Consider the following 25,043-nt stretch of genomic DNA (forward strand, 5'->3'; position numbering starts at 1 on the left):
GTTATCGATCTTTACTCAATTGTTACTGTCCGAGTTGTGCCATCCCAAGTTACAGAAAGATTTAGTGCTTGTGCCAAATCTACTATTTTCACAAAGCCGAATTGTTCAATTTTCTTGATGATTTCTTGTTGGCTAGTTCCATCGGGAATATCCATCGGTTTATTGCTGTGTTCAATCAGCAAAAATCCTAAGGATTTTGCTTCTTCTCCATCAGCAAATTTTAATTCCATCACTTCTTGATCATTGGCAGTAATAATTTGCCAATTAAAAGTATCTAGCAAAGGACGAATCTTGACGATACTTTTTTCATTAAATATCTGCGCTTCTCGGAAGGGTTTTCCTTGAACAACTGCTGTGATACTAGCCGGAGTTTCCACTAAACCAGAAACGCCCGTTAATTTGGTTTTGACTAGGGTTCTAAATTGATCTCCCACCTGTCTTTTACTTAAAGATGTATCCCAGGGTAAAACCATTGGATCCCATTTTCCGCGTTGGGGTTTATTAGGAAACTCACGTTCTACTTCTCCATGACCTAAAACGGTTTTAGCTGTTACTTCAATATCGTAAAAATCACATAGTTCTGCTACTACCTGCGCCATGGTTTCCCATTGGGTTTGTTTCATCGGAAAACTTCCTGCTTTAAATGGTTTTTCCACCGCACCACTCATACAACAGACGCTAACTCCGATTGAACCCGTACCAAACAGTGCCGTATGAGCCGCATAAACATTATCTGCGGTAGAAACATTATCTTTAATTGAGTGAGTTCCTCGCACTAACTTACCATCATCTTCGATTAAAATATGATAATGAGATTTATCGTTGCTAGATGCTTTATGTCCCCCTGCTGTCCAGTGAATAATGATTCTTTTCATCGAACAGTTAGGCATCCATGCTGTCGGTACAATTCCCATAGTTTTTACCTCTCAATTATTGAATTATCTGGTTATTTAATCAATTAAACTAAGCTCTCACGGGAGGGCGAATAGCAAAGTGAATGTGGTTATCATGACCAGGAGCAAAATTGCATAGTTTTTGTCCCAAAAAAGTTTCATCTTTCAGGGTCGCATCATTAAAAAACACTTGACTAACCAGTTTTTGTCGTCGCATGGCTTTAATCAGAGCGCGTGCTGCGGTTCGGTCAAAATTGTCACTTTCCCAAGTGATTCCGCCATGTTGTCCATCCGTGCGCGGAAGCCTTACATCACACATTAAACCCGTTTCATGGCCTGCGTGTTGGGGGGTGTCTCCTCCTGTGGGTTTACTAACATCATTAATAGAAAAAGCGGCACTACTAGGATTAGAAACTCGGAATGTATTATGATAGTCAGCAGCAATTTCTAAGATGGCATCTGCTAACCAACTTGTTCCAAAATCATGATCATCATTGGTTTGATTTTTCTCATGATTAATTAAGCTAATAGAAGGATTACTATCGGGCATGGTTTGCCAACGAGGTGCATTGGCCGCTTCTAACCATTTCTGAGTGGTATTGTCCACATCTATTCGTCCATCTCCACCTAGAGTTTCTCTCCCTGCAATAATCGATTGAAATAATTTAATAGCAAGAATGAAACCTGTATTCAAGGCTGCACTATTAGGATCACCGACAAAAGTATAGCCGAGGGAATGTAATCGCTGTTTAACTGCAATCTTATCGGCTGTTCGGTTGATTCCTCCTAATCCGACACTTCCCGTTAAATTCAGGGTAACTGCACCTGTTGCCTTCGGTGGAGAAGCCTTGATTTTGATTTCTACACTTTGATTATCAATGGCTATTTTAACAATGCGATCGCCTGCTTGTAAGAAGACAAATTCGGCTTTCCATTCTCCTCCTTCTTCTATTTTAATATCATCTAGGGGGAATTGATTATCAATTAAAACGGTGAGTTTTTTGCCTTTGTCGGCAGCGGCGGCGGTTCCTTCAATCCGAAAACTTTGTCCCACTTCCACTTCCTTGGGAAAACTGGTTACTTGTAAGGTATCAGGGAGTGGTGGAATAACAATTCCGTTGGCTTTTGCTAGTAAAGTCCTCGCTTCGGGAACAAGTTTTAACACTTTGCTTACATAACTTATATCTGCAGCAAAGCCTTTACTTTGAATAAAACCGATAAAGTTTTCAGGAGTTTGAGTATTTTCTTCTAATCCTTTATAGGGTTCACGGGTTAAAAATTTCCAATAACCTCGCAGAAAATTGTCAATATCCGTGAATAAGCAAAAGTCCATCGCTTCCGATTCAGAAGGTACTTTAATCGATTTAGGAGTAGCAAAAGGAGTCATTTCCTTGCGCCATTTTAAACCAGCGAAGTTTTTCTGGTCCTCGGCTAGTTTACTGGTGGCTCTGGCGGACTCTAATAGCCATTGAGCCAGAGAAACTTCTTTTAAATGACTAAAATGATCGGGAGGAATTGCAGTTAAGTTAACTTGCCGATTATCGGTAGCGTCAACTTCTCGAAAAATTATGGACAAATCAGCTTGAGCATATTGTTGAACTAAGTCATCTAGTAAAGCCATTGCTTTCTCCTGTGAGCGGTAGAGAATTAATTATTTCCCTGATATATTTCCCTTTATTTTGAGAAATATATCGAGAAATTTCTGTCTATTGCACGATCTTGGCAAATTCCTCAAAAATGAAATGTTCATCTCGATTAGCCTGACTTTTATCAGGCCATTTCACCCAAAAATGTCTTTCTTCCAAGCGCACATCGAACACGGCATAATCTCCCGGTTCAATCTCAACTAAAGTACTTGCCTCTAATTCAGAGGATTGTTCTGTGGAGGGTTTAAGAACAGTTTTTTGAGTAATTCTTAGGGTAGCTGGCTCTGGTGTGGAGTTGTCATCAGCATCCCCAATTAAACCAACTTTAATCGCTTCTGCCATCTTTTCTGCATCAAAAAGATCCATGTCTGCTTGGGAATCCACAAAGCAACATTCAATTAAAATTGCTGGCATTGAAGTATTTACCAACACAGAAAAACGGGTATTTTTTACTCCTCTATTTTTAAATCCTAGCTTGACAATTTCCGTCAAAACTGATTTAGCGATCGCTTGAGAAGTTTGACTAATACCATAAACCTCCGATCCCATTGCCTTGGTGGTGAGTTGAAAGGCATTAAAGTGAATAGAAACAAAAATATCAACGTTATTACTATTGGCTTTATTGGCTCTTTTTCGCAAAGAATCATTAAGACTAACGGCACTGGTCGGGGTGCAGTTAATTACTGAATGACCCGCTGCGGCTAATTTAGCAATTAGCCGAGTACCCACCTCTTTAATGACAACATCTTCCTGTCTAACTCCCGATGCGCCAATGTCATGAGGTGGGCAATTATGACCCATATCAATCCCAAATTTCATCTGTATACCTCCAGTTTCTTTAATGTTTATTTATTGATCAATTTCTCTGAATATACTCTACCTCAATTGAACTAATAAAAATCATATTTTTACAAAAATTTACTATTGTTTTATAGCAATTTTTACTAGAAAGTTTGGCAGCAATAATGCTATTCTAAATTAAGCTTTAGAATAGCAATACAATCAATTATTTTTCTTAACCATTAACTTGACTCCTTGTAGCTTTTAGCGTATCAGAGACTAAAGCGGGCAAGCCATGAAATAGCTTAGTTCCTGTGGCAATACCCAAGGCTGAAAAAACTGCATTTCAAGGATCATTCATCCAACTTTTTAGTTTTTGAAAGAGAAGATTGAGTCATGAATTTAGCTCCTTTTATGGATAATTTTGAATCTCAAAGAATAAATTAAACAAATTGATCGGTAGCAAGAATTTGAGCCAATTTCTTCTCCCTGTCAGCCACGGTTTCTGTGGTGGGAATATGGTCTAATAAACTGCTATAGAAAAAATAGGCAAAACCAGCAAAATCTCGCTCACGAGTCTCCTGAGTTTGTGCTTGAATTAATTGGAAATTTACTCGTCTATCACTGGGTTTTAAACCTGTGAGAATACCGATGACGGTGGGAATATGTTCTCGCGCTGCTTTTACCTCTGATTTATCGATTTCTCTCTCAAAACTCTGGACATCTCCACGATAAGTTTGCAATGCCAGTTCTTCAATTAATCCTTCCTTTTCCCATGCTTCCCAATCAGCTAAAGCATGATCAACAGAAAATCCTAAAGGATTGGGAGAAATGGAGAGAATACAATCGTCTTTTTCCTCTTTAATGGTTTTAAAAATCAATCGCACTAACTGAGTTAACTTCTCCTTACGCCAATCTTTAAATTTCGCTAATTGGGGATTACTTAAGGGACTAACTGAACCAGTTTCCTCTTGAAAAAGTTTGATAGTAAAGGATTCAAACCCCATGCTAAAATCAAAATTTTTAGTACCATTAGGCAAGAATTTTGCGTGATGAATAGCGAAGTGATCATCTAATTGAATACCATCAATTTCATAGTTTTTAACTACTTCACGAATAAGACTAACCCAAAAATCTTTAACTTCAGGATGAGCGGGATTTAAGCGGCAATTTCCATCACCATCAACGGTATTTTTCTGTTGATGAGTAAGCATAAACCAATCTGGTTTTTGGGCAAATAAGGGAGCAGCTGGGGGAACCATTAAACCATATTCAAACCAGGCAATAATCCGAAAGTTATACTTTTCTGTCTGATTAATCTCAATGATTTCTGCTAGTAGATCTCTACCGACTAACTCTTTTTCAAGGTTGACTTTTTTGAGTTTTTCCTTATCGGCAGTGAAAACATTATCAGCAATTTGTGATTGAAAAAACACATAGCCTTTGTTCCAAACTACTAGATAAAGAGTATTAAATCCTAAATTTTTAAGTTTTTCCAACCCAGCTTTTAGGTTATCTTTAGACTTGAGAATATCACTGTCAACATTGGTGAGCCAAACGCCCCGTATTTCTTCTACTTGTACATGATCATCAAAGAAAAATCCCGCTTTCCCCACTGAACCTTGTTCTGCGGCTAACTTGACAGAATAATGATTATTTTGGCGAAAATAAGATTTAATTGGCAGTTTAGTTCCCGCTTTGATTAAGGATTTTTGCCCACTATTGAGGGTTTCAGAAAAAGCTGTGGAAGACTTGAAAAACGTATCCTGAAGAATATGAATGTGCAGCATATTTTTTACTCTCTCTCAGACAAAGGATAAATGAACCTCAAATCCGCAGCATCGACGGGTTCGGAAGACAGACAAGCGCACTTAGTTCTGATTAATTCTCAGAATTTGCTCACGGCGAAATATAGTCAATAACCAAACCCAACTATTGCTCGAAAGTTACCACTACTCAACTGTTTACCTAGCTTGAAAGCAACACTTAAACAGGCAAACCAAGAGCCGATGGTTCCTCCTATTGACGTAATGTCAAGGACAAAGGGTTTGGGAGCAAAGATCGGTTAGTTAGAGAAATCATTTGGGAACAATTTAACTCGCTCTATGATAACCATAGATAAACAAAAAAAATACTTAAATGTAACAAAAAAACACATAAGTCGGGAGGTGTAGTTAAATATTAGACTTATCGAGGTTGAATTGAGCTACTAAACCCACAACCAGCATAGGTAATCAACTGGACTAACCTATATTACAAATCATTAAGCCGATTGACAGCCTTTCCGATCAAGACGAAGTGTAACCTAATGGCTCTTCTCGACTTTGTGTGATAATTTTTGCTTATGGAATCGTGAAATACTTATCGGGTAACACTTTTAGGACTATTTTGTCGAAGAGACTATCAGTATAGACCTCGTTTCCACACAGAAACCAGAAGAGCCACCTAATTTGCTATCGACGACCGACTCCCCAAAAGCAAAACTTTGTACCTCACCATTAAGATAACTGTTATCAAAACGCGGATATCACTGCCAATAGAGTTCGGTTTTACCGTTATGGGATGGGCATTAACGGGGGTAATATTCTAGGTAAGGAATTTGTATCTAGTCAGTGATGAAGACGATGTTAAAGGGGTCTTTACCGAAATTAAGCGATATTTTCCCGCCAACTGACCATCAGGACCGGGAAACTTTCACCCCCAATGCTTTTTATCCTAATTTATCAGAATGGCTCAAGCGCTCGCAACTGAAAGCGGAAAGTGAATGGTTCGCAGCGATCGCATCTTTAGAAAATATCTTATTACAAAACCCAAATAATGCCGCCAGTCGGGGTTTAATTCTCTCCGGTCCGACGGCTTTAGTCAGAGAAAGCAAGGCTTTAACGGGTTTTAAATTCGGTGTTTTTACCGTTAAAGCTTTAAAACATTTACAATGGCTGGGTTTGCAATTGCCTTCTCAGGAAAAATCCGCCGCCGATATTTCCCCGACAGAGATTCATGAATTGCCTCTCTTGCCAACGGATCCGATTGCTAATGAAAGATTTTGTCTGGTTTTTAGCGAAAGTTTCGCTCTTTTGCTGGTTTTAGGCGAGGATCAGTGGGGTTTGTCCTCTTTTCAATTTTCCTTTGATCCCGTCCTCACTCAGCAAGCTTGGCAGCAGTTGCGGCAACGATTAGTTAATCTGCGTTATCCGCAAATCGAGACTTTAGAGGCAATTATCGAGGCTAATGGCAGTCCCTCGCCGGATTATCGTCTAGTTAGCCAATTTAGTCGCCAATTACTGCAAAATTTACCCAACCAGCCTAATTTAGACCTGAAAAAAACGAAATCGCCTATCAATGCCGAAATCACTCCGCCAAAGGAAGATAATTCTAATTTAGAATCGGGTTGTGATTTGGAATTATTGCGCGCTTTAACCCACGAAATTCGCACCCCTTTAACCACCATTCGCACCATTACCAGATTATTGTTAAAACGGGCCAAAGTAACGGAAGATGTAGAAAAATATTTAGAAACAATCGATTTAGAATGTAGTGAACAAATTCAGCGCATGGAATTAATTTTCCGAGCCGCAGAATTGGGTATTAATCCTCTGGGAGATAAACCAATTCAATTAATTCCAATTGCTCTAGAAAAAGTCTTTCAAGATAGTATTCCTCGGTGGCAAAAACAGGCTAAACGGCGCAATGTCAATTTAGAAGTTAATGTACCGAAAAAATTGCCTTCGGTAATTAGCGACCCGAATTTATTGGATCAAATGTTAAATGGAGTCGTGGAAAAATGTACTCGCAGTATGGCTAGTGGTGGACTGTTGCAAGTACATATATCAACGGCAGGAAATCAATTAAAAATGCAGTTTCAAACTCAAATAAAATCACCTAATCTTACCCTCAAAGCTTTGGGAAAAATCCTAATGTTTCAACCAGAAACCGGTAGTTTAAGTCTGAATATGAAGGTGACTAAAAACCTTTTTCAAGCTTTGGGAGGTAAATTGATTGTGCGTGAAAAACCCGAAGAAGGTGAGATTTTAACTATTTTCTTGCCCCTCGGACGCATTAAATAAGTTGTGATTATTCTAAAATTTTCATCTCAAAAAATAGGCAAACTTACCAAGAGGATGCTATACTAGGGCAAACATTATTAATAGTTGCCATGGAAAAAACTGTTTTAATTTTAGGTGGCACTGGTCGCATTGGTCAAAGTGTCGCCCTAGATATTATTAATCATACTGCAGCTAAAATTATTGTCACTGGACGCAAGGAAAAAGCGATTAAATTACTGCCAAGAATGCAGTTTTTGGCTTTAGATTTAGAAGAAATAGACAAGCTTAGACAGGCAATTAAAAAGAGTGATTTAGTTATTCATTGTGCCGGTCCCTTTCATTATCGCGATGGCAGGGTAGTAAAAATTTGCATCGAAGAAAAAGTCAATTATATTGATGTTAGTGATCATCGTTCTTTTTATCAAAAGTTAATTCCCTATCGAGAATTAGCGATAAAAGCGGGAATAACTGCCGTGGTTAATACGGGAATTTTTCCTGGTATTTCTAATAGTATAGTGCGGGAGGGAGTGGAACAGTTAGATAGGGTAGAAACTATCCGTTTAAATTATGCCGTAGCCGGTTCAGGAGGTGCGGGATTAACTGTGATGCGGACAACTTTTCTCGGTCTCAAAAAGCCTTTTTTAGCTTGGATTGAGGGACAATGGCAAGAGATTAAACCCTATACTGCCAGAGAAGTAATTGACTTTCCCGCTCCTTTGGGTAAAACTGGTGTTTATTGGTTTGATATGCCAGAAACCTATACTTTTGCCGAATCTTTTCCAGTGCAAAATGTGATTACAAAATTTGGTTCTATTCCCGATTTTTATAATCATTTAACTTGGATTACTGCCCATATTTTTCCCGATGCTTGGGTAGAAAGTTATCGGGGAATTGAGTTTTTTTCCCAAGTTAGTTATCGCATGACAGAAGTAACCGATAAATTTTCGGGAATTGGGGTGGCAATGTTGGCAAAAGTCGTCGGATGGCAAGGGCAGCAAAAAGCAGTTTATCAAGCAACTATGGTTCACGAGAATACTGCTCAAGCAGCGGGTTGGGGAACTGGCAGCGTGGCAGAATTAATCTTAGCGGCAAAACTCCAAAAAGCTGGGATTTATCCCGTGGAACAGGTGTTATCCACAGAACTATTCCATGCTACGATGAAAAAAAGAGGTATTAAACTCGATCGCTCCTGTACAATTGTGGCTTAGAAGATGAAAAAAATCTGGCGTTACCTAGGACTGTTTTGTTTAGTTTTGTTACTGACTTTATCCCCTATCTTCATGATAGCAGCCCAGAATAATCCTGCTAAACAGGGACAGGAAACACCCCTGGAAACTTTGGGAGAAGTTTTTCCCGTCATGCTTGATAATCAAGAACTTTTTACGATTCGGCAGGGAATAGGTTCTTTTTCAGCGCAAGAAAGAGCGAAATCGATTACAGACAGAATTGAAAAAATTGCCGATGACGATGCTCTTTCTCCTGAAGATTTAACTATAAAAATTGATCCTGAAGACAAAAACCCTTCGATTATTTTGGAAGATACGGTTATTGCTACTATTACTTCTAAAGATGCCAAATTACAGGCGGTCAGTCAAGAAGTATTGGCCGAACGAGCTTTAGCAAAGATTAAAGCGGCCATTGTCCGTTATCGTCAAGAACGTCAACCGGATAACCTCTTAAAAGATGCAGTTTTGACGGTAAGTGCTACCTTGGCCACGGTCTTAATTTTCTGGGTAATAATTTTTATATCTTCGCGGGTTTTTCCCCAGATTCAGAGGTTAATCACCTCCCTAGTTCCTGGGGTCGTATTCCAAAATTTTGAGATTATTAGTTCCCAGACAATAGGAATTTTTTCCCTAAGAGTTTTGCAATTTATCCGCACTCTAATTATTTTAACTATTCTCTATTTTTATTTAACTTTTGTCCTTCGTCTTTTTCCCTGGACTAGAAAATTTGGTGATGGTTTTCTGCAATACTTTTTTAGTGCTTTAGAAGTTGTTTCCCAAGAGATAGCAAAATATTTACCCAGTATTTTTATCATACTGCTAATTATTTTTATAACTCACTATCTGTTGAGAGCAATTAAACCATTTTTCACTGGATTGGAAAGAGAAAATTTAGTAATTAATGGTTTCTATCCCGATTGGGCAAAACCAACCTATAATTTACTGTCACTGCTGATAATTGCCTTAGCTATAGTCATCGCTTTTCCCTATCTACCCGGATTTAATTCTCCTGCTTTTCAGGGGGTGTCGGTATTTTTAGGGGTACTATTTTCCTTGGGTTCCACCTCTGCTATTGCTAACGTGGTGGGGGGAATTATCCTCATCTATACCCGCTCTTTTCAACTAGGAGATAAAATTTCTATTGGTGATGTTATTGGAGATGTGATTGAAAAAGGATTATTAGTCACCCGTATTCGCACACCAGCTAATAGAATTATCACGATTCCTAATTCATCGCTGTTAAACACTAATGTGATTAACTTTAGTGTCTCTCAAAGGGAATTCAAACAGCCTTTAATTTTGCAAACCACAGTCACTCTCGGTTATGATTTACCTTGGCGTAAGGTTCACGCAACCCTGAAAGAAGCAGCCTTAGCCACCCAATTTATTGTCTCAGAACCTGCTCCTTTTGTCTTGCAAACCAGTCTCGATGATTTTTATGTCAGCTATCAGCTAAATGCCTACACCGATCATCCTAACAAAATGGTGTATATTTATTCTGAATTACACCAAAATATTCAGGATAAATGTAACGAAGTCGGTATCGAAATTATGTCTCCTCACTACAAGGCTCTCCGGGATGGCAATCACAGCACTATTCCTGAAAATTATCTGTCGGAAGATTATCAAAGTCCTGCTTTTGGTATTCAGTCAAATCCTCAGAAGTAATAATTTTCCTAATAGTTTTAATCGCATTTGTCAAGCCCTTTTGAGTTATTGTTGATAATTCTTCACCAAATTCACAATTAATAGCAGGAATAAATATTCCCCAGGCCCTAGGAGTTTGTTGATAAATTGCTTGAGTTAATGCTAATAAAGAAGCAGGACTTTCTGCATGACCGAAATTATTCCATTCGGTAACTGCCGCTAATTTTTCTATCTGGATATCAGTTTGATTAGATAATACCGCATCAACAAAAATAACTAGAGAAGCATCAGCTATATCGGCCGCTAACTCAGGAGTCAATTGATGGGTAGCGATGACCTCTAGATTAGACCAATTCTCCTCGGCAATAATTTCGGCTATTCTCACTCCCACTCCGTCATCATTTCTTAAAGTATTACCATAGCCGATGAGCAGTATTTTAAAATTATTCATGGTCATAGCAGTTATCTTAATGATGATGTACAAAGTTTTCCTTTTTGGGGAGTCGATGGTCGATACCAAATTAGGTTATACTTCGTCTTGACCAGAAACGCTGTAAAATAAGTATAGGATATCTGGGATGCTCTCGATACAAAGCTTGACCTAATCGATAAATTAACTGAGTCTGGTAAGAAAACTTAAGCCTTGATAGTAGTTTCTTGATGAGGAAAAAATTATGCTAAGGAAGAGCCATAAATACTATCTCTTTTCTCTCACCCAGAAATCATCTCTAGGCGAACCAGAAAATACTGATATTCAATTAAGTCTAGAATTTAGTCTAGCTATGGGGAGAATTGCCTATTTAAGCGACTTTTTTCCCTAAAATGACCACATCAGCCAGAAAATCGTCTAGAGCGGCAATTTGGGGTAAATAACCCCATCGTTGAAAGCCGAATTTTTCAAAGAGACGAATACTGGCCTGATTGTGGGCAAAAATAATACAGATAAGATTAGATATACCCAATTTCGGACAGCAATTCAGGGCATATTCTACTAATAATTTACCGATTCCACGACCTTGATAATCGGGGGAAATATATAAACTAACCTCTGCCGTTTTTTGGTAAGCGACACGACCATAAAACATCTGTAAACTTAGCCAACCCACCACCCGACCTTCGATCGCTATTACCCAAATGGGATACTGTTCAGGATCGTGCTTTTTAAACCATTCTCGCCGACTTTCGAGGGAAATAGGCTTTAAATCTGCGGTTGCCTTGCGAGTGGGAACAGCGGCATTATAAATCTCGATAATTGTTGGTAAATCTGTTTCTTTAGCCTCGCGAATAATCATAGAATATCAAGTAAGATGAAGTATAACCTAATTTTCCCTTGTCTCCTAACTTCTGAACTCTCCTATATCTCTCAATCTTACCTTAAAATTGAGTTTGATAGCGGACGGTAAACTCATTCAAATTGTAATCGTAGGAGAAGCGGATAAAAGACTGGGAATTAACTCGATAGACGGTTTCCAAATTGGGAAGAATATTAAAATCCGTTGCTCCAATCGCATTACTAACCGCATTCTCCACATCATACACGACTCCTTGAGCTAAGAGGGGAATCGCCAACTGAACCACTCCAAACTGAATTAATTGTTCTGTATTTTTCCCCTGTAAACCATTAAAAACCGACAGCAATTGTTCCCCCAACAGTCGAACGATTTCCCCTTGGCTGCGGGGGGGAGTGCTAGTTAATTTAACTAGGGGAGTATTAAGCAATCCCTCATCTTCACCTCTAGCAAAAGCCACTCCTTGTAAACAATTAGCAGCTTTTTGTAATTCTGCATTTGTATAGTTTTCCTCTAGGGGAAAAGGGGGACTATTGGGATGAATTTGGCACACTTCATTAATATTACGGCCTAAATTTGGTAGCAAGCGGTTTAATTCCCCTTCAACGCTGAGGGTGACATCGATCCTTTGAATGCGATTCAGACTATCATCGGGAATTTCATTACTAGGAAAATCCCCCCCCGGACGGGAGATAGCAAAATCGCGAGATTGAGAAAATTCGCTGAGAATTGTTCGCAGTTGAATATCAACAAAGGGATTAAAAAGTCCCAACCCGCGACTAGAATCAAAAACAATAACATTTTGATTGCGTCGGTTAAGAAGAAAACGAGTATCGATGTAGCTAACCCGTCCCCGATCGAGATTAATCACTCCATTGGTTTGTAATTTCTCCAGTGAAGTGAGCGAACCGTTCAAGGTTAAAGCACCACTAAAATCAAATTGATACAAAGGTTCTTGTTCGATGGATAATCCCGCTAAAGACACTTGGAAATTATTTAAAACTGGAGTAATATTGGTCGTCTGAGGAATGTTGAGAGGCTGCAGCCAGCGACTCACTGGTTTATCCGTTTCTTGATTAATTTCTGGGGTGCGAGGAAGAAAAACTTTACCCCGAGAAAGACGTACATTACCCCCGATAATTGGTTGTTGAATTGTTCCCGTTACCATGGCATTCCCAGCAATTAATCCCCGATAAAGACCATTAATTGCTATATCTCCCTCTTGAATATTAACTGTTAAGGGATTAGGATTATTTTTGATGGCTTGAAAGAAAGGTAAAACTCCCACCACAGAAATTTGTCTGTCAGCGATCGAGCCTTGTAATTCCTCTACTGTTAAGCTTTCAGGGGTTAACCCAATGCGGCCATTTACGGTTAAAATCTCTGGAAAAGCAACACTGCGGATAGCGGCATTATTGAGAGTAACTATACCATTTGCTTCTAAATCTTTTATTTTTAAGCCTTCTTTTATATCTAATCTTCCCGTCGCTGAAAGAACCACCTCTCCCTCACCTTTAACCCATTCGATGGCGTTTTGACTGATAGCTTCAATTAATTTGAGTGCATCGGTTCCTAATTTTGCTTGGATTTTTAATTGATCATTACTCGGTAAGGGAGGATAGGGAATGCTGGCATAGAGTTGGATTGATTCGGAGGAGGTTGTCCGCAAATCAAAACGATACTGATTATAGGTAAATAAACCAATTATATCTTGATTAATATTTTGGGCATTAATTGCACCATCAATAAAGCCAAAGTTACCCTGAATACGAGGATTTAATAAAGTTCCTGTAATTTGACCTTGAGTTTTTAGACTACCAGATACATCCAAGGGAAACTGCACAAAATTTCTCAAGAGATCGAGAGAAAGATTTTCCACGGCAAAAGTCCCCTCTACTTTTTTTAAGGAAAAATCACCCGCTAAAAATACGGAAGAATCTCGTGATTTTAATCTAATCGGTTCTATCCTGAGCAACTGACGATTTAAGTTAAGATTAATTGTTACTTCATCAATGGGAATTAATTGGGTATCGGTGGTGACAATTCCGAGAGGTTTAACAATATTTACTGTCGGTCTTTGGGGTCGCCATTCCCATCGATTGCCCTGAAATTGTACGCTAAGATCGGGATTTTTTAAAGTCCCAGTTAAAGCTATATTTGCTTGATAACGACCACGAAAATCTAGTTCAGACGGTATCCCAACTACCCCCCTTTCCCCTGCTAATTGCTGGATTATTTCTTCAATTTTTGCCCGCAAATTTACCTGTTCTGCTAGGGAAGCTTCGGGATTACCTACTCCTAGGGGACTAAGTTGAATAGCTGGGTTATTCTCAGAGGAGAAAAAGTTGATTAAACTGGTTAAATCATAGATACTAGCAACTGATAATAAATCTTGAATATAACCTTGATCTACCCTGAGTTTAGCTTCTATTTCTTGGGTTCGCCAATTAAATAAACCTTGCAGATTATATTGACTTGCACCCGCTTGTAAACTACCTTCTTGCAGTTGAACTATAGAATCCCGATAAACCAAATTTGCCGTTAATTTTTCCCCGATTAAGTTACCTAAACTAGGTCGATTAATCTCTAGTTGTCCCTCACCCTGTAGGTTAAATAAATTGATGTCTAAATTAGCACTCAATTGGCCAGTAATAATCCCCAGAATATTGTAGGCTGCCGTCGGAGATATTTTCAGGATTTCTAGGGGAAAATCGGCAATCTGAACATTTAAATTTTCTCCGCTTCGTTTAGCTGTTGCTAAAAAAGGAGTTTTATTTCCAAAAGCTTGGCGAATATTTATCCCTAAGGGAAGATAGGGCAGCAGACAATTATTTTGTTGACAAGGATCGAAAGTTAGGTCAATAATGTCCTGATTTCCCCGCAGATTTAAACTAATATTTTGACCGATTCCTGCTTGAATTGTTCCTTCTAGTAGGGGTTCAAAGAGTCGCTCATTAATGCTAAAGTTAGCTAAATTTATATCTCCTTTGATTCGTATATTTCCCACTTTTTGCCAAGCACTTAAGAGATTTTTTCCCGTGATTTGTCCTTGAAATTCTCCGATCCCTGTTAGTGTCGATTCTTTGGGTTTTAGGTTAGAATCAATCGGTAAAAGCGATATAATCTGAGTTAGCGGTACAGCAGCAAGGTCGGTTTTTGCCTGTAGATTTAAGTTAACCTCAGCGATATCGGGTTGACTGGTAAGATTAGCTAAAAGAATATTTCCTCGCACATTAAAGCTATTTTCTCCCCACTGTGCCGAAAGATTATTAATCTGAATTGGTGTTACTCCCTGCCAAATTTCTTTAATATTTCCCGCTAAATTGGCACTAAAATCTAGGTTAGGAATCGAGATTGATTTTACTCCCCCCAATTGCCTTAGTAGGACAGCGGGATCAAGATTAGCGGCAATAATATCACTTTGCCAGAAATTATTATTCAGTTGTGCCTTAGCTTTAATCTCTCCTTTAGCTACATTAATACGAGAGTTAAAAACTGCTTTAATACTGCTTAAGTTCAGTCGTTTTTCTAGCAGAGAGTCGAAAATAGTTTGGGCATTTCCTGTTGCTTGAAACTTCGTTTGGTAAATATTCAACGCTAGGGGAATATTAGTCTGAAAACGCTCTAAACTACCGAGAATATTAAAAATACCTTTGTTTAACTGAATATCAGTATTAATCGGATTATTATCCACTAACAAGCGAGTATTTACTCTAGCATTGATGGTGGACAGATTTGGTATTTTCCCCGCTAGTAAATTATTGATTGCACCAGTGAAATTGACTTGGGTTTTTCCTAGACTAACAGGAATATTTATCTTGGGTAAAAACGGATTTAAGTTAATCCCAGTCGTATTAATTATACCGCTTAAAATACCTTGTTCCAGTTGGGCTGTCGTTCTTAAAAATCGATTATTGACAAATAACTGTATATCTCCTTCTCCGCGCCAAGTTTTTAAATCCGTTAAAGTACCACTAATCAGAGAATTTATTCCACCAGCAAAGCTGATTTTTGTCCTGCCTAAACTAACGGGAACTGTTAAATTTTCCACTAGAGGATTGAGACTAATTCCCCCGGTGTTAACTGTTCCTGTCAGGAAACCTCGATTCAGTTTGGCTGTGGCAATTAAAGGATTATTATCTACTAATAACTCCATATTCCCTTGACCTTGCCAACTGCTGAAAATATTATTTTTATTATTCAGCAATTCCCCTAAATAACCCTGTAAATTAATTTGCGATTGCGTTAATTTAACCTGAGTTGGTAAGTTAGGCAATAGGGAATTAATCGGCAATCCCGCTAAGACAGCTTTAGCCTGAAAATTTCCTTGCGATACTTGACTATTGACTAAAATTGTGCCTTGTTTACCGCTAATTCTTAAGTTAGCAATTCCGTTTAAAGTATTAACATTGAGTTGATCAATTTTGCCACTAACTTGAATATTAGCTGTCTCTAAACTTAAGGGTTCTAAGGTTTCTAAGTAGGGGCAAATAATATCTACATATTGACAAAAGATAGGCACAAAAGGAGTCAATAAAAAGTTATTACCCGTGATTTTTGCTTGGACTAATTTGCTAGTAAAATCACTATTAGCATTAACCTGTAGTTTGCCAGTATTTGTTTTAATGACCGTATCGGTTAAATTGATTTTGTTGCCTCCTAAAAATACTTTGCCCTCCCCAGCAACATTGATTAATCCTGACTGATTAACCCTGGGTATTTGCCAATTAATTAATAATTGGGGCAGTCCTAAACTCCCTCTAGCTTTAATATTAGCTTGCAGATCGCTTATATTAATTTGAGCGGGAATTGTGGCCAATTGAGATAAAATTTTTCTTGTGGGAAAATTTGCTTGTAAATTCAAATTAATCGGCATTTTTGTCCCGTCAAGAGGTTGATTGTTTTGCAGGGATTGCAGAATATTTAACTGCAATTTTCCTTCTCCCTTAATTTCTCCACCTGCGAGGGGTTTAATTTGAATTTTGTCTAAACTAAGACTATTGAGATTTGTTTGGAAATTACTGGTTATTGATTGAATGGGAATTTGCTCAAAAATAATCGGTTTGCTGCTGCTAACGGTTCCTTTAATTAGAGGTTGATCTAATTTTCCCGTCACTTGAAAAGTAGAGCGTGCCTCTCCCCGTAAATCTAGAGGTGATTGCAGATAAATAATTCTTAAAAGCTGTTGTAAATCCACCGATTCTAGCGCGACCTTGAGATGATAACCAGTTTGCCAATTTACTTCTCCTTTCACCTCAGTTTTAATCTTGCCAATACTTGCGGTCGCCTGTTCGACTAATACTTTATCTCCCTGTAAATTTAACTTAGTTGTTAGCTTAATTGGATACTGGAAAGGTTGGAATTTACCCGCCAAATCTGTCACCTGAAAATTGCCATTTCCTTCGGTTTGATTTAGCTTTGCCCAACTGGGAATATTGAGAGCAATATTAGCATTTACTTGTCCTTGATTTAATTGGAAATTGCTCCGAGGAATTAAAGTTAATAGTTCATTTAAGTTCAAACTATCAATCTGAAGATTAGTTTGACTTTCGCCCGTTTTTAACGCCGTTTCTCCTTGAATTTTTACTTGACTTTTGAGAATTTCTGCGCTAAAATCGTAGGTGAGAGGTTGCCTTTGATTATCGATGAATCTTCCCTGACCATCGGCCTTGATTTCTATCGGTTTTTTCAGGGCATAGGGTTGGATAGTAATATCTCCCTTCTCCACCTGAACACCCAGATTTAACTTAATAGGGGCCTCCCGATCTAAGTTACTAGCTATTTTTTCTAAATTATCGAGCCATTGACCATTTTTATCCTGATCGAGATAAATACTGGGATTGATTAACTTGACATCAACTGGCAGCGGCAGACCTAAAAGTAAGGGCAGCGGATTTAATCCCAATTCGATCACATCAATAGATAAACTATCGGCAGAACTGGCCGTAGCTGGAATTTCCGATTTACCGATACGAATGCGATTAAAATAAAAACCCTCTATCTTACCTACCCTGACGGGTCTATGCAGCATTTCACTGAAGATATTATCTAAAATCGGGGTGAGACGTTCATAAACTAAATAACGAGTCATAAAATAGCCAAGGGAGGTAAGTCCTAGTAGAGTAATTCCCCCGACAATTAAAGTAGAAGGGCGACGGAAAAATCGACCAAGACTCAGAAAAAGATTAGGACGAGGAGAAGGATCACCAGGGGAGTTACTCATAATTTTTTACCTCACACACACCAAAGAAAGGGCAACGGCTCACCAGATCTAATGAACTATGATAATTCACCGCGGCACTGATAGCCCTCAATCGATTAATTGCCATTTTTTAGGCAATTATTGGGCTTAAATCCTGTGAGGAAGTCAAGGGCTGCGGTCAATTAAAAGCCTCTCTCCCCATCTTAGCCTAAGACTCGAATGGCTGGCTAAAATTTTCGACAATTCGCCAACATCTCGCCAGTTTCAACAGCTAACCGAATTAATATTGATCAACCCACCAGTTCAAGCAGAATATTGCTAGGATCAATAGGTTTGGAAATTGAAGATTGAGAGAAAAGTTGTGCAGACAGACAACAATCCGGCGCAGTCTGGAACAACAACCGGAAGTATTCAGTCTTAGAATAGTGGGATTAGCACGTCTATTATTTTTACTGCAAAAATCGTCTTATAGATAAAGATCATGAAAGCTAGATTATCGATCGCCCTAACCGCCCTAATGACCTTGGGCATAACTGCCACACCAGCGGCCAACTTTGACGAACAGGACATCGAGCAGACCCAGGTAGTAGCGATCGCTCGTCCCTACGGAGGTAATAAATTTGACCTCCTAGTATTGGAACAAATCCAAGGAAAACAGAAGTGTTGGAGCGAAAGCGGCTCAAATCCCGTCATGATCGACCCGCTGCTCCTCAACTTTGACTTTACCGGCATTTGTCGCCGCGCCACCGATAGCAATGGTTATTCTATCCGTCTCGATGGCCGGGATTTTGGGCTAGATTACATCCTGCGTATTGTGGAACGCAATGGCGAATTATACTTAGTGGGAACTCCCCGGGATGCTCGCAGACCGGAATTAGTGGTGGGAAGAACCCGAGGAATGCAAACGGGATTTATGAAAATTATCCTCGAACCGGGTTGGAGATTCAGCCGTCGTACTTTCCAAGGCAAAAGTTTAGGCCACTTCTACTTTAGCGGCAAAGAAACAGAAGTTCTCGCAGCCGCCGGCAGACCTCCTATCAACGAAACCACTCCTCCCCCCACTGCTGAGGCCAGTTTCCGGGATATTAGCGGCGATATCTATAAAACTGAGATTGAAAAAGCGATCGCGCTTGGGGTAGTGGCCGGTTTTAAAGAAGATAACACCTTCCGCCCCGAAAATCCCGTCACTAGGGAACAATTCGTCTCGATGATTATTGAAGGGATGGGAACTGTCACTAAAATTAACCTAGAAGATATTCCTCCCGGCAGCGGCAGTTTTAACGACGTAGAAGCGACGCGCTGGAGTGCCAAAAAAATCCAATGGGCCCGGGCCAATGGTATTGTTGCCGGCAAAGCTAACGGCGAATTCCGTCCGGGCGACCCCATCACTAGGGCCGAATTGATGGCGATTCTCAAACAGGCCGCCACCTACCTGAAAACTCAGCAAAAACAAGCCCCCGATTTAGCCCAAACTAAAACTCCCGTCAATTTTTCCGATACTTCCGGTCATTGGGCCGCCAGTTTAATTACCCAGATGTCGGGATTTTGCGCTGTGGCCTCTCCCTTGAACGAACAGGGTAGTGCTTTTGTACCAAATGATCCCGCCCGTCGTAACTACGCGGCAGCTGCCATCGTCCGTACCCTTGATTGTGTTAAAACCGCCAAAAAATAAGTAGGGTTTGCGGCAAAAAGTTTTTCCTAGGGGTAGGGTGTGGGGTTTCACCCATTTTTGGGTGGTCAATTACCTAAAATTCAGGGAAAAAGTCCCCCAATTTTCCCCCCGCTCACTCCCATGCCCAGAACTTTTTGATCTCAAAAAAGCCTAAAGATATTATCCAATTACTGATGACTGATGACCGATGACCGATGACCGATGACTGATGACTGATTACTGATTACTGGTTACTGATTACTGATTGTGGTTATTAATTTTTACTTTAGGTATGCCGTCGAGTATTCCCGCTAGACTGGAAAATAATGCACCTCGGCTAGACAAAATCCTATGGTAAAGCTGCTCGAAAATCCTCTCCGAGTGGGATTGCGACAAGAAAGAACCCCAGAACCCTTAATCTTAGTCATTTTTGGGGCATCGGGAGACTTAACCCAAAGAAAACTGGTTCCTGCTCTCTATCAACTGAAACGGGAAAGACGACTGCCGGCCGAATTAACCATCGTCGGTACAGCGCGCCGAGAGTGGAGTCATGATTATTTTCGCCAACAGATGCGCCAAGGCATCGAAGAATTTTCCGACGGGATTGGTAGTGAGGAATATTGGCAAGACTTCGCCCAAGGGTTGTACTATTTCCCCGGCAACATGGACGACCCAGAAAGTTACGCCAAAATGAAAGTCTTTCTGGAAGAATTAGACGGAATCCGGGGAACCCGCGGCAATCGAGTCTTTTATCTAGCGGTTTCTCCTAATTTCTTTCCCCCCGGTCTTAAAAACCTCGGCGCGGCGGGAATGCTGAAAGATCCAATTAAACACCGCTTAGTGATCGAAAAACCCTTTGGCAAAGATCTCAGTTCTGCCCAAGTTCTCAATCGAGTCGTACAAGAGGTTTGTCAGGAGAACCAAGTTTATCGCATTGACCACTATTTAGGCAAGGAAACCGTCCAAAACTTACTGGTGTTCCGATTTGCTAACGCCATCTTTGAACCCCTCTGGAATCGTCAATTTATCGATCACGTCCAGATTACCGTGGCCGAAACCGTGGGAGTGGAGGAGCGGGCCGGATATTACGAAAAATCGGGAGCTTTGCGCGATATGGTGCAAAATCACCTGATGCAGTTATTCTGCTTGACGGCCATGGAAGCACCCAACGCTATTAACGCCGATAGTGTCCGTGGCGAAAAAGTCAAAGTCCTGCAAGCGACTCACCTGGCCGATATTAATAACCTGGAAAAATCCGCCATCCGCGGCCAGTATAAAGCCGGTTGGATGAAAGGAAAACCCATTCTGGGCTATCGGCAAGAACCGGGGGTTAATCCGGAATCGACCACCCCCACCTACGTGGCCATGAAATTAATGGTAGATAACTGGCGTTGGCAGGGTGTCCCTTTCTATCTGCGTACCGGTAAACGTCTGCCGAAAAAAGTTTCCGAGATTGCCATCCAATTCCGCCATGTGCCGTTATTAATCTTCCAATCGGCGGCTCAACAAACCAATGCAAATGTACTGAGTATGCGGATTCAGCCTAACGAAGGTATTGCCCTCCGTTTTGAGGCAAAAATGCCGGGCTCGGAATTACGCACGCGCACGGTAGAAATGGACTTTAGTTATGGTTCCTCCTTCGGTGTCACCAGCGCCGATGCCTATAATCGCCTACTTTTAGACGCTATGCTGGGAGATCAAACCCTATTTACCCGTTCTGATGAGGTAGAAGAAGCATGGCGCATCGTTACTCCCGCTCTCGCCGCTTGGGATGCCCCCGCCGATCCCGCCTCCGTACCCCAATACGAAGCGGGTACCTGGGAACCCACAGAGGCGGAATTTCTCCTTAACCGCGATGGCCGTCGTTGGCGACGACTCTAAAACAGTGAACAGTGACCAGTAATCAGTGAGCAGTAAACTAAAAACTCACATCTGATAACTGATAACTGATAACTGATAACTGATAACTGATAACTGATAACTGATAACTGACATGACTACCCAAAGCCCCCCCATTGTCTCCCTGCAAGCACCGAAAGATGTTTCCATCGATGTGATCGAGCAGGAACTGCGCGATATCTGGCAATCCTATAATAATAATGAGGATGGGATGGCCGCCACCCGGGCCACCACCTTTAGCTTTATTGTCTATGAACCCGATGCGGTACAGGAATTGTTAACCCTTCTCGGCTATTACACTGGCCCGATTGATGGTATTGCCGGTCCGCGGACCCACGCCGCCATCAAAGTGGCCCAGAAAGACCTAGGACTAGAAGTAACTGGGCTTTCTAGCGATGAATTTGTCGCTCGGTTAAGGGCGGCCTGGGAAGCGGAAAAAAACGCCGAGGATGGGGCTAATCATCGTCAATACGCCGCCGATTTGGATGCGATTGGAGTGGCAGATGCGATCGCCGCTTCCAATCCCTGTCGCATTATTACCCTCTGTCCCACTGCCGAGGCCGATGAAGGGGTAAAAGCCTCCGTTTCTGCCTATTGTCCCGTTAACAAACGTAGTCAGAACACTTTAGTTTGCTGTGAATACGTCACTTTAAGCGGCACAGCGGAAGCCTTGGAACGAATTGGTGGCATTATTTCCGAGTTAACTATTCCCAGTTTGCCCAAATTTCTCTGGTGGAAAGCCAGTCCCGATGGGGAATATGGACTATTTAAGCGTCTGGCCAGTCAATGTGATACGATTATCGTCGATTCCAGCACTTTTCGGGAACCGGAAACGGAACTGCTGCAAGTGGGGGATTTATTAGCAACAGATGTGCCATTAGCTGACCTAAACTGGAGTCGTCTCGCTCCCTGGCAAGAACTAACCGCCGAGGCTTTTGATCCACCGGAGCGCCGGGATGCTATTCTGGAAGTCGATCGCATTACTATTGATTACGAAAAGGGCAATCCTTGCCAAGCTTTTATGTTCCTCGGTTGGATGGCCAGCCGGTTACAATGGCGACCGGTGGGATATAGTCACCGGTCGGGAGATTACGCTATTCATCGGATTAGCTTCCTCGGTCAGGACCAGCGTTTAATTGAGGCGGAATTAGCTGGTGTTCCCGTGGCCGATTGGGGTGAAGTACAAGGAGATCTGATTAGTATTAAACTCACTTCTACTAATCTTCAGGCTGATTGTTGCACTGTAATTTGTTCGGGAACTACCGGCTGTATGCGGATGGAAGCTTCGGGAGGGGCCCAATCTTGCCGGGTTGAACAAGTGTCCCATCTGGAAGACCAAAAAACAGAAACTCTGCTAGGTAAACAGTTACAGCGTTGGGGTCAGGACGTGCTTTATCAAGAAAGCATGAAAGTCACTAGCTCTATCCTCAAATTATCCCAACCGGATTAGGAAATTAGCAACAATAATCCCGCCAACTTTCGAGAGACCTTGTTAACAAGGTCTCTCGATATTTATACAGCAGTCAGCACCTGATTAAAACCGATAATTATAAGTAGGTAGGCGTTAAAAATTATCAGACACCCCCCTTATCAAGGGGGGCAGGGGGTATCTAACCTAAAATCCATTTTTAATTTAATTATAACCAGCTACTTACCTTTTCAGAAAACAGGTTATTATAAAGACAGAGCTTTGCTTTCAAGGGGGCAATATGGTCGCAACCACTAAGAAACGCTACACAGTCGCAGAATACTTTCAACTAGAGGAAACTGCCACCGACAGACACGAGTATCGAGATGGAGAAATTATTATTATGACTGGGGGAACTCCTAACCATAATCGCATTGCGGGAAATTTTTACAGAAGATTTCCCTTAACTATCCAGAATCAAGCCTATGATATATTTATCACCGATCTACGCTTGGCAATACCCACCTATAATGTGTACACCTATCCCGATCTTATGATCGTTAAGGGAGAACCAATTCTTGAAAGAGGACGCACCGATACGATTACCAATCCACAGGTGATTATCGAGGTTTTATCAAAATCTACTCAAGACTATAATCGGGGTGATAAGTTTAAATTTTATCGCTCTCTTAATAGTTTTGAAGAATATATTTTAATCGATCAATATGGTTATTATATAGAACAGTTTCATAAAAGAGGCGATCATTGGGCATTCCGGGATTATCACGATCAAGAAGCGATTTTAACTCTGTTTTCTCTAGATTTTCAAATATCCCTGACAGATTTATATCAGCGTGTCGATTTTACCGCGATTGAAGTATCCTAGTGGCTCAACTATTTTTGCCGCAAAAGTCATGGTATGATTAACTCCCAATCCAACTTTAAAAACCCACTCCCTAATTCATAAAAAAAGGTGGGGCAACACCCACCTTGTTTAAACCTGAGATATTAGCGATAATTAGGCTTCATCGAGAGCGGCAATACCGGGTAAAACCTTCCCTTCGAGTAATTCCAAACTAGCGCCACCACCGGTGGAAATATGGCTCATTTTTTCCGCCACTCCCACTTTTTCCACCGCCGCTACCGAGTCGCCACCACCGATAATGGTAGTTGTACCAGTAGCGGTTAAATCGGCTAAAGTGTGAGCGATCGCATCTGTACCCGCTGCGAATTTAGCGAACTCGAACACCCCCATGGGGCCATTCCAGAGGACAGATTTACAGTTAGATAAAGCTTTTTGGAAAACTTTAACTGATTCAGGTCCAATATCCAATCCCATCCAACCATCGGGAATATTTTCGACCTTGACGATTTTGGAATTGGCCTCTTTATCGAATTTATCCGCTAACACCACATCAGTAGGAAGGAGGAATTCCACCCCTTTTTCTTTAGCTTTCGCTTCCAGGGATTTAGCTAATTCCAGTTTGTCTTCTTCCACCAAAGACCCACCAACACTTAAACCGCGGGCCTTGTAGAAAGTAAAGATCATACCGCCACCGATGAGCAGTTTATCGCACTTTTCTAATAAAGTTTCGATCACGCCAATTTTACTAGAAACCTTAGAACCGCCGATAATCGCCGCTAGGGGACGTTGGGGAGTTTCAATGGCGGACTGTAGGTAGTTTAATTCTTTTTCAATTAAATAACCCGCCACCGAGGGGCTGAGATAGTGGGTAACGCCTTCCGTAGAAGCGTGGGCGCGGTGGGCGGTACCAAAAGCATCATTAACGTATAAATCGGCATTAGCGGCTAATTTTTTGGCAAAATCGGGGTCATTTGCCTCCTCTTCACCGTGGAAACGCAGATTTTCTAACAGGGCCACTTGACCGTTAGACATTTGGCTAATCGCTGCCGTAACTCCCTCACCAATAGAATCGGGACACATGATTACTTCTTGGCCCAGTAATTCCGAGAGACGTTTAGCTACAGGGGTCAGACGCAAATTTTCTTGAACCTCACCGTCGGGACGACCCATGTGGCTGCATAAAATAACCTTAGCCCCTTTTTTGATTAAATCCTCAATGGTTGGCAAGGCCGCCCGAATGCGGGTATCATCGCTGATTTTCCCGGTGGCCTTGTCCATGGGAACGTTAAAATCGACCCGGACTAAGACCCGTTTGCCCGCTAAATCAGCCTCTGTTAAATTCGCTACTGTTTTTTTTGGCACAGCCCATAACCTCCTAGATTGCTTACCGTACAATAAAGATTAAATCAGGGTATCGCTACTTGCGGCAATTACTTTGACAAAGATTATTTCAGATTTGGGGATCAGTTTTGCAGTTCCAAGACTGATTTGCCC

The 25,043-nt window shown here is 40.9% G+C and carries 16 protein-coding genes; 8 read left to right on the top strand and 8 right to left on the bottom strand.

The annotated features are described in order from the left end of the window. Positions 1–11: 11 nt before the first annotated feature. The 4 genes from O9323_RS10450 to O9323_RS10465 form a co-directional block, all read right to left on the bottom strand. Complete coding sequence (locus O9323_RS10450; RefSeq protein WP_288125063.1) at positions 12–875, bottom strand: N-acetylmuramoyl-L-alanine amidase; 864 nt, start codon at positions 873–875, stop codon at positions 12–14. 88 nt (positions 876–963) lie between these two features. Next, entirely contained in the window at positions 964–2,514 is a 1,551-nt protein-coding gene (locus tag O9323_RS10455) for a glucosaminidase domain-containing protein (RefSeq protein WP_272104899.1), read from the bottom strand. A gap of 85 nt (positions 2,515–2,599) precedes the next feature. Beyond that, positions 2,600–3,358 carry an N-acetylmuramoyl-L-alanine amidase gene (locus O9323_RS10460; RefSeq protein WP_002776144.1) on the bottom strand — a complete coding sequence of 253 codons (759 nt, stop codon included), beginning with the start codon at positions 3,356–3,358 and terminating at the stop codon, positions 2,600–2,602. 404 nt (positions 3,359–3,762) lie between these two features. Next, the gene (locus tag O9323_RS10465; RefSeq protein ID WP_287670171.1) at positions 3,763–5,109 is read right to left on the bottom strand and encodes a glycoside hydrolase family 10-like protein; all 1,347 of its coding nucleotides are present in this window, start codon (positions 5,107–5,109) and stop codon (positions 3,763–3,765) included. A gap of 834 nt (positions 5,110–5,943) precedes the next feature. Here O9323_RS10465 and O9323_RS10470 point away from each other — a divergent pair. The 3 genes from O9323_RS10470 to O9323_RS10480 all read left to right on the top strand — a co-directional run bounded on the left by O9323_RS10470 (position 5,944) and on the right by O9323_RS10480 (position 10,256). Beyond that, the gene (locus tag O9323_RS10470) at positions 5,944–7,383 is read left to right on the top strand and encodes a sensor histidine kinase (RefSeq protein ID WP_024970281.1); all 1,440 of its coding nucleotides are present in this window, start codon (positions 5,944–5,946) and stop codon (positions 7,381–7,383) included. Positions 7,384–7,472: 89 nt separating this feature from the next. Next, entirely contained in the window at positions 7,473–8,570 is a 1,098-nt protein-coding gene (locus tag O9323_RS10475; RefSeq protein ID WP_288125064.1) for a saccharopine dehydrogenase family protein, read from the top strand. 3 nt (positions 8,571–8,573) lie between these two features. Then, on the top strand, positions 8,574–10,256 hold the full coding sequence (locus tag O9323_RS10480; protein WP_288125065.1) for a mechanosensitive ion channel family protein: 1,683 nt from the start codon (positions 8,574–8,576) through the stop codon (positions 10,254–10,256). On the opposite strand, the gene O9323_RS10485 is transcribed toward O9323_RS10480, so the two are convergent. Beyond that, complete coding sequence (locus O9323_RS10485; protein ID WP_288125066.1) at positions 10,183–10,686, bottom strand: hydrogenase maturation protease; 504 nt, start codon at positions 10,684–10,686, stop codon at positions 10,183–10,185. The two genes, O9323_RS10480 and O9323_RS10485, sit on opposite strands and share 74 nt — an antisense overlap. A 223-nt stretch (positions 10,687–10,909) precedes the next feature. On the opposite strand from O9323_RS10485, the gene O9323_RS10490 reads away from it, so the two are divergent. Continuing rightward, positions 10,910–11,056 (top strand): hypothetical protein, encoded by a 147-nt coding sequence (locus tag O9323_RS10490; protein WP_154663910.1) that lies wholly within the window; start codon positions 10,910–10,912, stop codon positions 11,054–11,056. Here O9323_RS10490 and O9323_RS10495 read toward each other — a convergent pair. Both O9323_RS10495 and O9323_RS10500 read right to left on the bottom strand, forming a co-directional pair. Beyond that, the gene (locus O9323_RS10495; RefSeq protein WP_002735254.1) at positions 11,036–11,527 is read right to left on the bottom strand and encodes a GNAT family N-acetyltransferase; all 492 of its coding nucleotides are present in this window, start codon (positions 11,525–11,527) and stop codon (positions 11,036–11,038) included. The two genes, O9323_RS10490 and O9323_RS10495, sit on opposite strands and share 21 nt — an antisense overlap. Positions 11,528–11,609: 82 nt before the next feature. Then, positions 11,610–17,747 carry a translocation/assembly module TamB domain-containing protein gene (locus tag O9323_RS10500; protein WP_288125067.1) on the bottom strand — a complete coding sequence of 2,046 codons (6,138 nt, stop codon included), beginning with the start codon at positions 17,745–17,747 and terminating at the stop codon, positions 11,610–11,612. 460 nt (positions 17,748–18,207) lie between these two features. On the opposite strand from O9323_RS10500, the gene O9323_RS10505 reads away from it, so the two are divergent. From O9323_RS10505 to O9323_RS10520, 4 genes are all read left to right on the top strand, one after another. Next, positions 18,208–19,398, top strand: a complete 1,191-nt coding sequence (locus tag O9323_RS10505; protein WP_288125068.1) for a DUF3747 domain-containing protein — start codon at positions 18,208–18,210, stop codon at positions 19,396–19,398. A gap of 330 nt (positions 19,399–19,728) precedes the next feature. Further along, on the top strand, positions 19,729–21,258 hold the full coding sequence (gene zwf, locus O9323_RS10510) for a glucose-6-phosphate dehydrogenase (protein WP_002736082.1): 1,530 nt from the start codon (positions 19,729–19,731) through the stop codon (positions 21,256–21,258). 112 nt (positions 21,259–21,370) lie between these two features. After that, positions 21,371–22,726, top strand: a complete 1,356-nt coding sequence (gene opcA / locus O9323_RS10515; RefSeq protein WP_288125069.1) for a glucose-6-phosphate dehydrogenase assembly protein OpcA — start codon at positions 21,371–21,373, stop codon at positions 22,724–22,726. Between the two features lie 259 nt (positions 22,727–22,985). Then, positions 22,986–23,570 (top strand): Uma2 family endonuclease, encoded by a 585-nt coding sequence (locus O9323_RS10520; protein WP_024969606.1) that lies wholly within the window; start codon positions 22,986–22,988, stop codon positions 23,568–23,570. Positions 23,571–23,702: 132 nt separating this feature from the next. Here O9323_RS10520 and O9323_RS10525 read toward each other — a convergent pair whose 3' ends face one another. Next, positions 23,703–24,911, bottom strand: a complete 1,209-nt coding sequence (locus O9323_RS10525; RefSeq protein ID WP_288125070.1) for a phosphoglycerate kinase — start codon at positions 24,909–24,911, stop codon at positions 23,703–23,705. Positions 24,912–25,043 lie beyond the last annotated feature (132 nt).

It is taken from the genome of Microcystis sp. LE19-131.1A, from assembly GCF_027532015.1.
In the GTDB taxonomy this organism is placed as follows: domain Bacteria; phylum Cyanobacteriota; class Cyanobacteriia; order Cyanobacteriales; family Microcystaceae; genus Microcystis; species Microcystis ichthyoblabe_A.